The sequence below is a fragment of the Deinococcus apachensis DSM 19763 genome (assembly GCF_000381345.1).
GTDB classification, from domain to species: domain Bacteria; phylum Deinococcota; class Deinococci; order Deinococcales; family Deinococcaceae; genus Deinococcus; species Deinococcus apachensis.
Map to the genome: position 1 here is coordinate 38,596 of NZ_KB906400.1, position 14,261 is coordinate 52,856.

The 14,261-nt window shown below is 70.0% G+C and carries 14 protein-coding genes; 6 read left to right on the forward strand and 8 right to left on the reverse strand.

Features of this window, described 5'->3' with window-relative positions; translation table 11 throughout:
- The first annotated feature begins 328 nt into the window (after positions 1–328).
- Genes F784_RS0107045 through F784_RS0107070 form a run of 6 tightly spaced genes read left to right on the forward strand, consistent with a single transcriptional unit; the run spans position 329 to position 5,560 of the window.
- Positions 329–940 (forward strand): cupin domain-containing protein, encoded by a 612-nt coding sequence (locus F784_RS0107045; RefSeq protein WP_019586018.1) that lies wholly within the window; start codon positions 329–331, stop codon positions 938–940.
- Between the two features lie 4 nt (positions 941–944).
- A complete protein-coding gene (locus F784_RS0107050) occupies positions 945–1,616 on the forward strand; it encodes an alpha/beta fold hydrolase (protein ID WP_026332333.1) in 672 nt (223 codons plus the stop codon).
- Positions 1,609–2,406, forward strand: a complete 798-nt coding sequence (locus F784_RS0107055) for an HpcH/HpaI aldolase family protein (RefSeq protein WP_019586020.1) — start codon at positions 1,609–1,611, stop codon at positions 2,404–2,406. Before F784_RS0107050 ends, F784_RS0107055 begins: the two co-directional genes overlap by 8 nt.
- A gap of 26 nt (positions 2,407–2,432) precedes the next feature.
- The gene (gene hisD / locus F784_RS0107060) at positions 2,433–3,731 is read left to right on the forward strand and encodes a histidinol dehydrogenase (protein WP_019586021.1); all 1,299 of its coding nucleotides are present in this window, start codon (positions 2,433–2,435) and stop codon (positions 3,729–3,731) included.
- Between the two features lie 51 nt (positions 3,732–3,782).
- Positions 3,783–4,805, forward strand: coding sequence for a LacI family DNA-binding transcriptional regulator (locus F784_RS0107065; RefSeq protein WP_019586022.1), 1,023 nt, complete (start codon positions 3,783–3,785; stop codon positions 4,803–4,805).
- Positions 4,802–5,560, forward strand: coding sequence for an SDR family NAD(P)-dependent oxidoreductase (locus F784_RS0107070; protein ID WP_019586023.1), 759 nt, complete (start codon positions 4,802–4,804; stop codon positions 5,558–5,560). Before F784_RS0107065 ends, F784_RS0107070 begins: the two co-directional genes overlap by 4 nt.
- A gap of 260 nt (positions 5,561–5,820) precedes the next feature.
- Here F784_RS0107070 and F784_RS0107075 read toward each other — a convergent pair whose 3' ends face one another.
- From F784_RS0107075 to F784_RS0107110, 8 genes are all read right to left on the reverse strand, one after another.
- The gene (locus tag F784_RS0107075) at positions 5,821–7,347 is read right to left on the reverse strand and encodes a CoA-acylating methylmalonate-semialdehyde dehydrogenase (RefSeq protein WP_019586024.1); all 1,527 of its coding nucleotides are present in this window, start codon (positions 7,345–7,347) and stop codon (positions 5,821–5,823) included.
- Positions 7,348–7,357: 10 nt separating this feature from the next.
- Positions 7,358–7,789 carry a VOC family protein gene (locus F784_RS0107080; RefSeq protein ID WP_019586025.1) on the reverse strand — a complete coding sequence of 144 codons (432 nt, stop codon included), beginning with the start codon at positions 7,787–7,789 and terminating at the stop codon, positions 7,358–7,360.
- A gap of 38 nt (positions 7,790–7,827) precedes the next feature.
- Entirely contained in the window at positions 7,828–9,174 is a 1,347-nt protein-coding gene (locus tag F784_RS0107085) for an aminotransferase class III-fold pyridoxal phosphate-dependent enzyme (protein ID WP_019586026.1), read from the reverse strand.
- Between the two features lie 115 nt (positions 9,175–9,289).
- Positions 9,290–10,021 (reverse strand): hypothetical protein, encoded by a 732-nt coding sequence (locus F784_RS22470; RefSeq protein ID WP_157465104.1) that lies wholly within the window; start codon positions 10,019–10,021, stop codon positions 9,290–9,292.
- Between the two features lie 135 nt (positions 10,022–10,156).
- Positions 10,157–10,999 carry a PucR family transcriptional regulator gene (locus F784_RS22475; RefSeq protein WP_083939155.1) on the reverse strand — a complete coding sequence of 281 codons (843 nt, stop codon included), beginning with the start codon at positions 10,997–10,999 and terminating at the stop codon, positions 10,157–10,159.
- Between the two features lie 6 nt (positions 11,000–11,005).
- Positions 11,006–11,839 carry a nucleotidyltransferase domain-containing protein gene (locus tag F784_RS22480; protein ID WP_169405656.1) on the reverse strand — a complete coding sequence of 278 codons (834 nt, stop codon included), beginning with the start codon at positions 11,837–11,839 and terminating at the stop codon, positions 11,006–11,008.
- A gap of 2 nt (positions 11,840–11,841) precedes the next feature.
- Positions 11,842–13,113, reverse strand: coding sequence for a hydantoinase/carbamoylase family amidase (locus tag F784_RS0107105; RefSeq protein ID WP_019586029.1), 1,272 nt, complete (start codon positions 13,111–13,113; stop codon positions 11,842–11,844).
- Positions 13,110–14,192, reverse strand: coding sequence for an ABC transporter substrate-binding protein (locus F784_RS0107110; protein ID WP_019586030.1), 1,083 nt, complete (start codon positions 14,190–14,192; stop codon positions 13,110–13,112). Before F784_RS0107110 ends, F784_RS0107105 begins: the two co-directional genes overlap by 4 nt.
- Between the last annotated feature and the right edge of the window lie 69 nt (positions 14,193–14,261).

Here is a 14,261-nt window from a genome sequence, read left to right on the forward strand (position 1 = left end):
GTTAAGTCTCCATAGGGCTGAACCCGGCCAATGCTCCAGTTAAGTGCCTGCCCCCAACGCTTGACGGGGACGGCCGTCAGGGGTACGGTGTGAATACGTATGCAAGCAGGTTGCTGGGTTGGAGGTAGCCCGGCGGATGTTCGCTCTCTCCCGGCTCATTCCCGGAGGTCTCCCCTGCCCCACAGGCTCTGCCCGGCCACATCCTCTCCTGAGGAGCCGTCCAACGGAGGAAGTTCAGGTTCGTAGCTGACCTTGGGCACGGACCGCCGTCGCCACGGACAAGACGGATGCTCCCACGAGTGCCCCTGCCCCCTGCACAGGAGTTCCCATGACCTCGAACCCAAAGGCGCCGCCTGCCGAAGACCTGGGCGTGATGACCGGCAACGTGGTGCGCTTCTCCCAGCTTGGGTCCCGCGCCGTGCCGCTGATGTTCATCGACAGCATCATTCCGGGGCACCAGCGTCACAACTACGCCATCATCGGGGACACCGCCAGCGAGAACGACGCCTACGCGCCCTTCATCACCACGCCGCACGGCTTCCAGATCGGCATGGTGCGGGCACGGCAGGGCAACGGCCCGGCCTATCACACCCACGACTACATCGAGTCGTTCCTGCCGCTCCGGGGCCGCTGGCGCTTCTACTGGGGCGAGCACGAGGACCGGGTGGACGGCGAGACCATCCTGGAGGAGTTCGACTACGTGACCCTGCCGCCCCGGCTCTGGCGCGGCTTCGAGGCGGTGGACGAGGGCGAGAGCTGGATCTTCGCGGTGCTCGAGAAGCACGAGGTCTTCGGCGGCAAGGACCCCTACTGGGCGCCCGAGGTGATCCGCAAGGCCCGGGAGTACGGCTTCGAGGCGGACGAGCGCGGCAAGATGATCAAGCCGGAGAACTTCGCCGAACTCGAACGCCGGATGCTGGGCCAGTTCGGGGACGAGTAGCGCCGTGACGGGAGAGCCCCAGGTGGTGCTGGTGCCGGGTACGCTCTGCGACGCGGCGCTGTGGGCGGATGTGGCCGTGCCGGGGGGAGCGCACGTGCTGAACATGGTCCGGGGGCGCTCGCTGGCCGACACCGCCGAACAGGTCCTGAATGATGTGCAGGACGGGACGCGGCTGCACCTCGTGGGCTTCTCGCTGGGGGCCATCGTCGCCTTCGAGGTGCTGCGGCGGGTCCCGGAGCGGCTCTCCCGACTCACCCTGATCAGCGCCAACCCGCACGCGCCCCTCCCGCTTCAGTTGGAGACCTGGGCGGCGCAGGCGGGACAAGTGCGCGCCGGACACTTCGAGGAGGTGGCGCAGGTCATCGCGGACACCAGCGGGCCGCACCGGCAGAAGGTGCTGGAGATGGCGCGGCGGGTGGGACCGGAGGTCTACCTGGAACAGCTCGACCTGCTGCGCTCGCGCCCCGACAGCCGGGGCGACCTGGCCCGCTTCACCGGGCCGCTGACCCTGCTGGTCGGCGGGGAGGACCGCGTCACGCCGCCCCACCTGGCCGCCGAACTCCACGCCCTGGATCCCCACGCCGCCGTCCGGGTGGTGCCGGGCGCGGGGCACTACCTGCCGCTGGATGCCCCGGACGCGATCTCAGACGTTCTGAACGGGGTGGCCCATGCCTGAAGGCCTGTCACGCCTGGCTGAACGGTTCGCCGCCGGGGAGACGGTGCTGGGCGGCTGGCTGCACCTGCCCGGCGGGGTGAGCGCGGAGGTGATGGGGCACGCGGGCTACGACGCCCTCACGGTGGACCTGCAACACGGCCTGATCGGGGAGGGTGGGCTCGTCGCCACGCTGGAAGCCATCGCGGCCACGCCCGCCGTCCCCCTCGTACGCGTTCCCTGGCTGCACCCGCCCGACCTGATGCGCGCCCTGGACGCCGGGGCCGCCGGGGTGATCTGCCCCATGATCGACACGCCGGGGCAGGCCCGCGCCCTCGTCCAGGCCTGCCGCTACCCGCCCCGGGGGGGCCGGAGTTTCGGCCCCACCCGCGCCCGGCTGGTGTACGGCGACGATTACGGCGTGCGCGCCGATCTGGACACGCTGGTGTTCGCCATGATCGAGACGGGGGAGGCCCTGGGGAATCTCGAAGCCATCCTCGACACCCCCGGGCTCAGCGGTGTGTTCGTCGGTCCGGGCGACCTCAGCCTGAGCCTCACCGGCCGCGCCACCCTCGACTTCCGCGGGGGTGAGCCCGCCGGGGCGGTGGCGCGCATCGCCCAGGAAACCCTGCGCCGGGGCCTGATTCCCGGCATCTTCACCCCCGGCGCCGAACTGGCCCGCGCCGCGATGGACCTCGGCTACCGCTTCGTGACCCCCGGGTCCGACCTGGCCCTGCTGGCTGGGGCCGCCCGCGCCGTGCTGGGCGAACTGCGCGGCCAGCAGCCCACCCCGGCACCCCCGACCAGCTACTGAACCCCACATCCGGAGAGGAGACCCCGATGGCACGCACCCTGAAGCCCGGCATGAGTCCCCAAGCGCAACTCCAAGTTCGCGGCGAGGTCGAGCAGACCGTGCGCGGCATCATTGAGGACGTGCGGATGCGGGGCGACGCGGCCCTGCGCGAACTGTCCGCGCGCTTCGACGGCTGGAACCCGCCCTCCTTCCGCCTGAGTGGGGAGCAGATCGAAGCCCTGGTCGCCCAGGTTCCCGAGGAGGAGCTCGCGTCCATCCGCTTCGCGCTGGAGCAGGTGCGGACGTTCGCGCGGGCGCAGCGGGCGTCCGTTCACGACCTGGAGGTCGAGACGCTGCCGGGCGTGACCCTAGGCCACCGCATCCTGCCGGTGAACAGCGTGGCGTGCTACGTGCCGGGCGGGCGCTACCCGATGGTCGCCAGCGCGATCATGAGCGTGGCGACGGCCAAGGTCGCGGGGGTGGGGCGGGTGGCCGCCGTGACCCCGCCCAAGGACGGGCAGCCCTACCCGGCCACGGTGGCGACCATGCACCTCGCCGGAGCGGACGAAATCTACATCATGGGGGGGGTGCAGGCCCTGGCCGCGCTCGCCCTGGGCACCCAAAGTATTCCCGCCGTGGACATGCTCGTCGGCCCCGGCAACGCCTACGTGGCCGAGGCCAAGCGGCAACTGTTCGGCCAGGTGGGCATCGACCTCCTCGCGGGGCCGACCGAGACGCTGGTGATCGCCGACGCCTCCGCCGACGCGGAGATGGTCGCCACCGACCTGCTGGGCCAGGCCGAGCACGGGCCGAACAGTCCGGCGGTGCTGCTCACGACCTCGGAGGCGCTGGCGCGGGCGGTGGTGCCCGAGATCGAGCGCCAGCTCGCCCGCCTGCCCACCGCCGAGGTCGCCGGGCGGGCCTGGCGCGACTACGGCCAGGTCCTCCTCGCGGAGTCGGACGAGGAGATGGTGCGGGTGGCGGACGAGATCGCCAGTGAGCACGTGCAGGTGCTCACCCGCGACCCGAATTATTTCCTGGAGCGGATGACCAACTACGGCTCCCTCTTCCTGGGTCCGGAAACCAACGTGGCCTACGGCGACAAGGCGATCGGGACCAACCACATCCTGCCCACGGGCCGGGCGGCGCGTTATACGGGCGGGCTGTGGGTGGGCAAGTTCCTCAAGACCGTCACCTACCAGCGGGCCACCCCGGAGGCCAGCGTGATCGTCGGGCGGCACTGCTCGGTGATCTGCGGGGTGGAGGGCTTCGCGGGCCACCAGCGGCAGGCGGACCTGCGCGTCGAGCGGTACGGCGAGGCCGCCGCGGTGAAGGCGGCGACCTGAAGACGCGGCCAGGGCAGCTTCGCCCCGCGTCCCCTATCCTGAACAGCGCCCATGAACAGGCCCCCCGCACTTCCCGATCACCGTGTCACGTCCATCGACGTGTCGCGGGAGGCGGGCGTGTCGCAGTCGGCGGTGTCGCGGGCCTTCACGCCGGGAGCGCGCATCAGCCCGGAGACGCGCCGGAGGGTGCTGGAGGCCGCCGAGCGGCTGGGCTACCGCCCGAACGCGCTGGCCCGCAGCCTCTCCACCCGCCGCAGCGGGATCGTGGCCCTGATCGTGGGGGACCTGCACAACCCCTTCTACCCCCAGGCGCTCTCCCAGATGGCGCAGGCGCTGGAGGCGCGGGGTCAGAGGGCGCTGCTCCTGACCCACGACGCCGGGCGCGACGTGCAGGAGACGCTCGACGCCGCGCGGGCCTACCAGATTGAGGCGGCCATCGTCTTTCCCACCCGCCTGAACAGCACCCCGCCCAGCCTGGGGGACGTGTCCAGGGGGGGCATCCCGGTGCTGCTCTTCAACCGGCGCCTGCCTGGCCACGACGACCTGCTCTCGGTGGCCTGCGACAACCACGCCGGGGGACGGCTGGCCGCGCAGATTCTGTACGGCAGCGGGGCCCGGCGGCTCGCCTTCATCGGCGGCGACCCGGAGACCTCGACCCATCAGGACCGGTTGCGGGGCTTCGCCGGGTGGCTGGAGGGGGTGGGCCTGAGCCCGGTCGCCGCGCCCGCCCGCGCGTTTCACTACGACTGGGGCTTCCAGGCCACCCTCGACCTGCACGCGGCGGGAGAGCACCCGGACGCCATCTTCGGGGCCAACGACATCGTCGCCATCGGGGTGCTCGACGCCCTGCGCCTGCTGGGGCGGCGGGTGCCCGAGGACGTCAGCGTGATCGGCTTCGACGGCATTCAGGAGGGCGGGCGGGTGGCCTACCGCCTCACCACCATCCGCCAGCCGCTGGAGGCCATGATCGAGGATGCCCTGCGCGCCCTCGACGACCCGCGGCCCGGGGCCAGCCCCCGCCTGCACCCCGGCGAATTGGTCTGGCGCGGCACCGTGAGGGGGGCGCCGCCGTGACGGCCACGGGTGACCTGACCGGGCGCGTGGCGCTCGTCACCGGTGGGGCGGGCGGCATCGGCACGGCGATCTGCGAGGCGCTGGCCTGGGCGGGCGCGACGGTGCTCGTCGGGTACGCGGGGGGCGAGGGGCGGGCAGTCGAGCTGGCGGCGCGGCTGCCGGGAGGCGGAGCGCACCGCGCCCTGCTCACCCGGGTGGACGACAGCGCCACGCTGGCCGAGGCTGCCGGGAGCGTGCGTGAACGGGAGGGCCGCCTCGACCTGCTCGTCAACAACGCCGGGGTGACCACGCCGGTGCCGCACGCGGACCTCGAGGGCCTCACGGACGAGTGGATCGACACCATCTTCCAGGTCAACGTGCGAGGGGCCTTCGCCTGCGTGCGGGCCTTCGCGCCGCTGCTGCGGGTGTCGGGCGAGGGGCTGGTCGTCAACATCAGCTCGGTCGCGGGGCAGACCGGGTTGGGCAGCAACGTGGCCTACTGCGCGAGCAAGGCGGCCCTCGACTCCATGACCCGCAGCCTGGGCCGGGCGCTTGCCCCCGACATCCGGGTCCTCAGCATCTCGCCCGGCTGGGTGGACGGCGAGTACGCGCAGCGAATGCCGCCCGAGCTGATCGCGGCCCAGGCCGCCCGCACGCCGCTGGGCCGCATCGCCCGCCCCCAGGAGGTCGCCCAAGCCGTGCTCGCCGCCGCCACGCACCTCACCTTCAGCACGGGCTGCATCATTCCGGTGGACGGTGGGCGCCCGCTCGGCTGAGGCTCACCCGGCGGGCAGGGCGGCGGCCTGCTCCCACCAGCGGGCCCGCTCTTGCTCCCGTTCGCCCGGGCTCCGTGTCGGCATGAAGACCTCGGCAGCGGACGTGCGGCCTCGAACCTGAGGCCAGGTCAGGGCCCCCACGCTCGCGCCGCCCGGCGAGTCCCCGCTGCACCAGCAGGTCCACGGCGGCGTGGTCCGGAGCACCTGACCCGCGAGGGCCAGGGCCGCTCCCCGTCAGCCGGGCTCGCCGTGGCCCGCGCCTACCTGTTCTGCGGGAACCCCAGGTCCACCTTGCTGCTCGCGGGATCGGGCCAGCGCGAAGTCACCACCTTACTGCGCGTGTAGAACTTGATCCCCTCCGGCCCGTACATGTGGCTGTCCCCGAAGAGGCTCGCCTTCCAGCCGCCGAAGGAGTAATACGCCACGGGCACGGGAATCGGCACGTTGATCCCGACCATGCCGACCTCGACCTCGAACTGGAAGCGCCGGGCCGCCCCACCGTCACGGGTGAAGATGGCGGTGCCGTTGCCGTACTGGTTCTCGTTGATGAGTTTCAGGCCCTCGTCGTAGCTGTTCGCGCGCACGACACAGAGCACAGGGCCGAAAATCTCGTCCTGGTAGGCGTCCATCTCGGGGGTCACGTGGTCGAGGAGCGACACGCCGAGGAAGAAGCCGTCCCCGTCGAACTGTTGCTCGCGCCCGTCCACCACCACCGTCGCGCCCTGCCCCCGCGCGCTCTCGATGTACCTCGCCACCCGGTCGCGGTGCTCGCGGGTGATGAGCGGCCCCATCTCGTTGCCGGGCTGGTCCCCCGGGCCGACCTTGAGGGCGGGCAGGCGTTCCTGAATGGCCGACACGAGGGCGTCCCCCACGCCGCCCACCGCCACGAGGACGGAGATCGCCATGCACCGCTCGCCCGCCGAGCCGTAGGCGGCGGAGACGGCGGCGTCGGCAGCCATGCCCACATCGGCGTCGGGGAGGACGAGCATGTGGTTCTTCGCTCCTCCGAGGGCCTGCACCCGCTTGCCGTGCGCCGTCCCCTTCTGGTAGATGCTGCGGGCGATGGGCGTGCTCCCCACGAAGCTCACGGCGGCAATGCCGGGGTGCTCCAGCAGGGCGTCCACCGCCTCCTTGTCCCCGTGGACGACGCTGAACACGCCGTCGGGCAGCCCCGCCTCCCTCAGCAACTCCGCCAGGAAGAGGCTCGCGCTGGGGTCCTTCTCGCTGGGCTTAAGGATGAAGGCGTTCCCGCAGGCCAGGGCGTTCGCCATCATCCACAGCGGCACCATGGCCGGGAAGTTGAAGGGCGTGATCCCCGCCACCACCCCGAGCGGCTGCTGGATGGAGTACACGTCCACCCCGCTGCTCGCCTGCTCGGAATAGCCGCCCTTGAGGAGGTTGGGCACCCCACAGGCGTACTCCACGTTCTCGATGCCCCGGGCGATCTCGCCCAGCGCGTCGGCATGAACCTTGCCGTGCTCGCGGGTCAGGATGCGCGCCAGGTCTTCCCGTCGGCGGTCGAGCAGGTCGCGGAAGCGGAAGAGAACCTCGGCCCGCTTGCCCAGGGGCGCGGCCCGCCAGCTTCTGGCGGCGGCGGTGGCGAGTTCGACCGCGTGGTCCACCTCGGCGCGGCTGGCGAGGGGCACGAGGGCCTGCACCTGGCCGGTCGCGGGGTTGTAGACGGGAGCGGTGCGCCCAGAAGTGCCCTCGGCGGGTGCGCCCGAGAGCCAGTGGGTGAGGGTCTGGACGGCGGCCTGTTGGGTGGACGGTTCGGCGGTGCTGGTCATGGGTGTCCTTTCAGGGGGTGGGCAGGTGATCGGGGAGGTAGGCGTCCCAGAATCCCGGCGAGGGTTCGGTCTGCTCCACCACGTCGAGCAGCAGGCCCGCCGGGTCGCGGACCATGAAGCGCCGCTGGCCCCACGGCTCATCGCACAGCGGGTGGTAGGGAGTGAGGCCGCCGTCGCGCAGCCGTTCGTACAGCACCGCCGCGTCGGCCACCTGCAACGTGAGGATCATGCCCAGACCGCCGAAGGGCTCTGGGCCGGGCGGGCGGGAAGGGTGGTCGGGCGACATGAAGGCCAGGCTGAAGGGCCGCTCCCCGGGCAGCGTGAACAGCACGAACCAACTCGAATCGAAGGAGAGGGTGGCCTCGAACCAGCGCGGGTAGAAGCTCCGCACCTCGGTGAGGTCCGGCGTGGTGATCAGCGGGTAGACGTCCAGAAAGGTCACGAGCGCTCCTCCGGGGGACGCGGGAAAGACCGGCCCCTTCAGTCCGCCGCCACTGGCGCCCCGATCATCTCGTCCACCAGGGCCAGCGCCTCCTCGTACACGTCGAGCCCGGCGTCCAGCTCCTCCTTCGTGATCACGAGGGGCGGGCAGACCCAGACCATGTTGAAGCGGCTGAAGGCGTAGACGTGCTTGGACTTGATGTGGGAGGTCAGCCGCGCCATCTCCGGCGAGGTGCCGTTGAAGGGGGCCAGCGGCTCCTTCGTCCTCTTGTCCTTCACCAGCTCCAGGACGCTGAAGAGGCCGATGTATCGGACGTCGCCCACGCAGGCGTACTTGCGCTTCATGGCCTCCAGGCGCTCGCCCAGGTAGGCTCCCAGCTCCAACGTATGCTCGAAGAGGTTCTCCTCCTCGTACACCTTGAGGTTGGCGATGGCGGCGGCGAGGGACACCGGATGACCGCTGTAGGTCAGGCCGCCCGCCAGGAAGTGGTTCTCGAAGTGGTCGGCGATCTTCTGGTTCACGATGACGGCGCCCAGCGGCATGTAGCCGCTCGTGAGGCCCTTGGCGCAGGTCACGATGTCGGGCACGATGCCGTAATGCTGGGTGGCGAGCCACTTGCCGGTGCGCCCGAAGCCGCTCATCACCTCGTCGTCGATCAGGAGGATGCCGTACTTGTCGAGCAGTGCCCGCAGCCGGGGGTAGTAGCTGTCGGGCGGGATCAGCAGGCCGTTGCTTCCGGTGATGCCCTCCACCAGCATCGCCGCGATGGTTTGGGGGCCTTCGAGCTGGATGACCTCCTCGATGTGGGTGATGCAGCCGTCCTCCCACTCCTCGGCGCTGCCTCCCATCGGCGGGCGGTACATGTAGGGGTCGAACACCCGCACGATGCCGGGGATCCCCGGCTCCACCGGCCAGCGCCGAGGATCGCCCGAGGCGCTCATGGAGCCCATCGTCGCCCCATGGTAGGAGCGGTAGCGGGTGATGATCTTGTCCCGCCCGGTGTAGAGCTTCGCCATCTTGATGGCGTTCTCGTTCGCCTCGGAGCCGCCCAGGGTGAAAAAGCTCTTGGCGAGGCCGGTGACCTCGGCGAGCTTCTTGCCCAGCTCCGCGCGCACGTCGGTGGCGAAACTCGGCCCGGCGAAGCACATCTGGTCCACCTGGTCCTTGATGGCCTGCAAGACCTTGGGATGCTGGTGCCCCACGTTGATATTGATGAGCTGCGAGGAGAAGTCGAGCCAGGTGTTCCCGTCCCCGTCGTAGAAGTGGCTGCCCTTGCCGCCCACCATGTGGATAGGATTGGCCTGCCCCTGCACACTCCACGAGAAGAGGGTGTACTCGCGGTTCTCGGCGATGACCTGCTGGGTGTCGGGATGAGCTTCCGGCATGGGTGCCTCCTCTGGGCCACGCGGGCGAAATGATTGTGGACGACCTGATCCTAGGTTTCAGGTGCGGTCGTGCCAAGAGACAGAGTGTCTAAGGCCCAGCTCCTCCGGACTTGATTCACCCGCCCGGATGCCCTCCAGCGAGCAGTGACCGAATCGCCCCGACCATCACCCCGGGGGGCGACTCATGCTCCTCCAGCCAGTTGAGGATCGCCCGCGCCGCCTGGGCGTTGCACTCGTACCCCGGGCAGAACGACGCCAGCGGCACGTGCGCCGCCCACTGTTCGGCCCGCCGCTCCACCCCGTACGGGTCGCGCCGCTCCCCCGTCCCATCACGCACAGCCTGTATGGACAGCACCCGGTCCACCGCGTAGACCTGAATGAAGCGCATGGCTGTCAACCTTTCCCCGCGCCGGTCACGCAGCAGCCCGACAAAAAGATTGGTGACCGCTTCGTTCAGGTGGTAGTCCGCCTGCTCGTGACCCCCGTTCATCGGGACGTGTCTCGTCCGCACCCCACTCCAATCCCGCCCGGGGTCACGCGACCAGATCACCCGCATGGACGGTTCAGCCACGGCAGCGAGTTCTTTCTCGGTGAACACGGCGTACTCCGCAAACACCCCGTCGTGAAACAAGACCTTTCGCCCATGCTGGCTGTTTTCGAAGTTGTAGATGATGGGCGCCGCCCCCCGTAACCACTCGATGTCCCGCAGGAAGCGTTCCCGCGTGCTCTCCTCCACCACGACGAAGAAGTCCAGGTCGGAGTACTCGTCCAGGCGCTCGCCGTGGATACCTGTGGAGCCCAGACCGAGCAGGGCGAGCGCTCCGGGCTGCCGTTCCAGGGACTTCACCAGCGCCTCCAGGCGTTGCCCGAGCCTGGCCATCCATTGTTCACGGCGCTTTGATGCTGCGGTCTCCGTCACGCGCGTTTCCTCCTGAGCAGATCATTCCCCTTGAAGGACAGGGACATCGCGCAATGTCTGTGTTCAGGTAGGGTCTCGATCACCCCCAAGATTTGTTCCTCCACCCCTCCCAACCTCCTGGCGGGCGTTGCTAGCGCTCACGCCGCGTTGTGAGAGGCCTCGGGTCTCACGCTCCGTGGGCATCGGCACCGCCTCCGCCACCTCGCTGCGGCTGAGTTCGAGGGCGAGGTGGAGGCCGAGTTGCCGCCGGGGAGAGTCCAGGTCACCCAGCATCGCGCGCAACTGTTCGAGGCGGTAGTACACGGTCTGACGGCGCACGCCCAGCCGCCGGGCAGACTCGGCCATGTTGAAGTTCGTCTCCAGCAGGGCGGCCAGGGTGCCGATCAGGGTCACCCGCGCCCGGGTGGGGAGGGCAAGCAGGGGACCGAGCTGCGCCTCCAGAAAGGCCCGGCTGCGCCCCGTCTCGGCCAGGGCGTCGAGGAGGGGCGCGAGGCTGGGTTCCCCGTGCCCGGCAGGCTGGCGCAGGATGCGGGCGTGGGCCGCCCGGGTGAGCTGGGCGAAGTTGACCTCCTGCCGGAACACGAGCAGCGGGAAGTCGTAGAGCCGGGCGGCGCCGAGCACGGCGGGCGGGGGCTCCCGCAGCTCCCGCACGAGTTCGAGGGCCAGCCCGCTCGCCCCGCGCTCCGCCAACGAGCGGACGTAATCGTGGCCCGCCCCCTCCCCCGCGTGGGCCAGGGGGGCGCCCACCGACAGCAGCAGTTCTCCCCCACTCAGAAAGCGGGCCGCGTCGGGAATTTCCGAGACGTGCACCCAGGTCACGGGCTCCCCCAGCCGGGCGTGCCCGCTCAGCACCTCCGCGCCCGCGAAGGCCGGGAGGGTGAGGAGTTCGCGCAGGGTGGGCAACATAGGCAGTCAGGCGTCCGGCATGAGGGCGAGAGGGTGGTTCAGGGCGAAGCGGATGAAGTCGCGGGTGAGGGCGAGGTCCTGCGGGTCCGCAGGCCGCTGATACCGCGTGAACTGGTCGGCGTGCTTGGCCCAGGCGCGCCCGAGGAGCGGCGCCCACTCGGGGGCGTGACGTTCCGCCCAGGCCACCGCCGCCTTCTTGGAATACACCGCGCCAGTGTCCAGGGTCTGCAGCATCCGGGTCATCAGGAGGACCACGAGGGGTTGCAGCCAGTCGTTGTCCAGGCCGTCCGGGGTCCAGGCCCAGCCCCTCGAAGTGTCCTCCGATTCGCCCAGCAGCGCGCGGCCCCACTGGTTCAGGATGGTCCGCACCTCGGCACGCAGGTCGTCCGGGTTCACCGGGTCGATCAGTTCCCGCGGCGGCGGCCCGGCGAGGGCAAGACCGTGCTCGCGCGTGACCCAGCGGACGACCAGGGTGTTGTCGTGATCGGAGAATTGCAGGTCGCGGCTGCCGTGGTCGAAGTAGGGGACCGGGGTGCGGGCCGGGTCGGGGCGGCGCAGCAGGTCCGCCGGGAAGTACGAGCCTTCCAGATGCTTCGCCCAGTGCGAGGGCCGGTCGTACACCTCGCGGTGCATGGTCTGAACGTCTTGCGCCTGCTCCTCTCCCAGCAGCTCACGCACGACGATCAGAAAGTCCACGTCACTTCCCGCGTCCGCATCCCCCAGCGCGAACGAGCCGGTCAGGTAGGCGCCCACGAAGTTCGGGCCGAGCACCCGCCGGGCACCCTCGACATAGGACGCCAGAATGCCGTTCAACTCCGGAAAGGACGTGGGGCCATCCACCACTACCGTCCCGCCACCCACTCCATCGCCCGACTCGCCAGCCGGTCGAAGGCTTCCACGCTCTGCATGATGTGCTCCTCCCGCGTGTCCTCAATCTTGTTGTGGCTGATGCCCCGCAGGCTCTGCACGAACATCATGACGGTGGGCACCCCGGCGCGGGCCACCTCCGCCGCGTCGTGCAGTGGGCCGCTGGGCAGGCGGTGACTTGTCGGCACCGTCTCCAGGATCGCCGCCTCCGCCGCGTCGATCAGGTCGGGGTGGAAGGGGATGGGCTCGATGTTCCACAAGTTGCCGAACTCGACGGTGCAGCCGCCTTCCTCCGCGAACCGCTCGGCGGCCTCCCGCGCGTCCTGCCACATCGCCGCCAATTTATCGGCATCCAGGTGCCGCTGGTCCAGGGTGATCTCGCACCGCTCCACCACGCTCGTCACGATGCCGGGCCACGTCTTGACGCTGCCAATCGTGCACACGCCGCCGTGCCGCTCGGCGGTGGCGTAGATTTCCTGCCCCAGCCGCGCCGCCGCCAGGAAGGCGTCACGCCGGACGTTCATCGGCGTGCTCCCCGAGTGCGCCGCCTGCCCGTGGAAGGTCAGGACGTGGCGCTCGACGCCCACCGTGCCGAGCACCGCGCCGAGAGGCAATTCCAACCCTTCCAATACCGGCCCCTGCTCGATGTGCAGTTCGAGATAGGCGGCGGCGTTCTTGAGTTCCTGGCGCGCTTGTGGAGCGTCCTCCAGCCTCACCCCCATCCGTTCCAGCGCGGCGCCCAGGCTCACCCCATCCCGGTCGGTCAACTTTGCCATCTCGGCCACCTCGAGGTGCCCGCTCGCCGCGCTGGACCCATACAGGCTCCGTCCGAAGCGCGCTCCCTCCTCGTCGGCCCAGTCCACCAGACGCAGGGTGACGGGCGGGCGGCCTCCGTACTGGCTGTTCACGCGCCGCAGCACTTCCAGCCCGGCGAGCACGTTGAGGCAGCCGTCGAGCCACCCCCCGTTCGGCACGCTGTCGAGGTGGCCGCCGATGAGCAGTTCACGCTCGGACTCGCCCCTCAGCGTGGCCCACAGGTTTCCGGCGGGGTCCTGATGGACCTCCACGGGAAGCTCGGCGAGGCGTTCTTTCAGGAACTCCCGGGCCCGCAGCCAGGTGTCGGTGAAAGCGACCCGCTGGGCGCCGTTCTCGTCGCCGGTCAGCCGCCGCAACTCTTTCAGCTCGGCCACGGTGCGGGCAGGCTTGAGCCCGGTCGGGGTGGTCTCCGCCACCTCTCCCCCACTCACCGCGCCGCCTTCTTCCCGGTCGCGGCCTCCCACACGCTGTAGGTCACGGCGCCCGCGTCGGGATCGGCCTTGAGGATGCCCAGGCTCTTGAGGAGGGCCACGTTGTTGCGGTAAACGGTGGGATCGAGGTAGCCCGCCTGGCCCCGGGTCGTCGGCCCAGTGTTGTAGAGCTTGGCGACCTCGGCCATCTGCCAGGTCTGGTGCGACTTGGCGTCCGCGCGGGTGCCGCTGCCCTTGCAGGTGTTGCCGCACAGCGGCAGGACGATGTTCACGGCCTCGGCCTGGTGGGTGACCGCGTAGTTCCAGCCCTTTAAGGTGGCGCGCACCAGTTTGGCGGCAATCTGCTGCCCGCTCTGGCCGCTGCCCTTGAAGTTGGCCGTCTTCAGGGTGCGGTCGGTGGTGAACATCAGGTCTTCCAGCAGGTTGATGCCGTAGTCGGCGGTGCGGAAAATCCGCAGCTTGTCGAGGCTGTACCCCAGCCCCACGATCTGGTCGATCTCGTTGTAGGTCATCGCCGACACCAGGTCCACCTTGTCGGGGAAGACGATGCTGGGGTCGAAGGGGTAGGTCACCGCCTGCACGCTGGGGTTGCTCACGGTGCTGTCGAGGCTGGTCGTCATGCCGTACTTCTTGAGCAGCGCCACCGCCGGGTACTCGTTGCCGCTGGGCCACACGCCCACCCGCTTGCCCTTGAAGTCCTGCGGCTTGGTGATGTTGCTGCTCTTCAGGGCGACCAGGGTATAGCCGCTCTTCTGGAACAGCTGCGCGATATGGACCACCGGGATGCCCTGCGCCCGGGCGGTCAGCAGGTCGGTGATCCAGGTCGTGCCGAAGTCGGCGGTCCCCGTCGCCACCGTCTGGATCGGCGACTGGTCCCCGGTGGGCAGGAACTGCACGTCCAGCCCCTCGGCCTTGTAGTAGCCCTTCGCCTGCGCCACGAAAAAGCCCGCGAACTGCGCCTGCGGGAACCATTTGAGTTGCACCTTGACGGGCACGAGTTTCTGGGCATGAGCGCCGGGGGCGAGCAGAGCGGCCGCGAGGACGGCGGTGACGGCGGCGGTCAGCTTGGAATGTTTCATGGTTCCTCCAGGGGGAGAAGAAAGGCGGGGAGACAGGCGTTCTCTTATTGCTCCTCCCCCTTCAAGCAG

Bases quoted from the DNA above. Each gene is read 5' to 3' on its own strand.
- F784_RS0107045 (WP_019586018.1), top strand. From the start codon at position 329: ATGACCTCGAACCCAAAGGCGCCGCCTGCCGAAGACCTGGGCGTGATG.
- F784_RS0107055 (WP_019586020.1), top strand. From the start codon at position 1,609: ATGCCTGAAGGCCTGTCACGCCTGGCTGAACGGTTCGCCGCCGGGGAG.
- hisD (WP_019586021.1), top strand. From the start codon at position 2,433: ATGGCACGCACCCTGAAGCCCGGCATGAGTCCCCAAGCGCAACTCCAA.
- F784_RS0107065 (WP_019586022.1), top strand. From the start codon at position 3,783: ATGAACAGGCCCCCCGCACTTCCCGATCACCGTGTCACGTCCATCGAC.
- F784_RS0107075 (WP_019586024.1), bottom strand. From the start codon at position 7,347: ATGACCAGCACCGCCGAACCGTCCACCCAACAGGCCGCCGTCCAGACC.
- F784_RS0107085 (WP_019586026.1), bottom strand. From the start codon at position 9,174: ATGCCGGAAGCTCATCCCGACACCCAGCAGGTCATCGCCGAGAACCGC.
- F784_RS22475 (WP_083939155.1), bottom strand. From the start codon at position 10,999: ATGTTGCCCACCCTGCGCGAACTCCTCACCCTCCCGGCCTTCGCGGGC.
- F784_RS0107110 (WP_019586030.1), bottom strand. From the start codon at position 14,192: ATGAAACATTCCAAGCTGACCGCCGCCGTCACCGCCGTCCTCGCGGCC.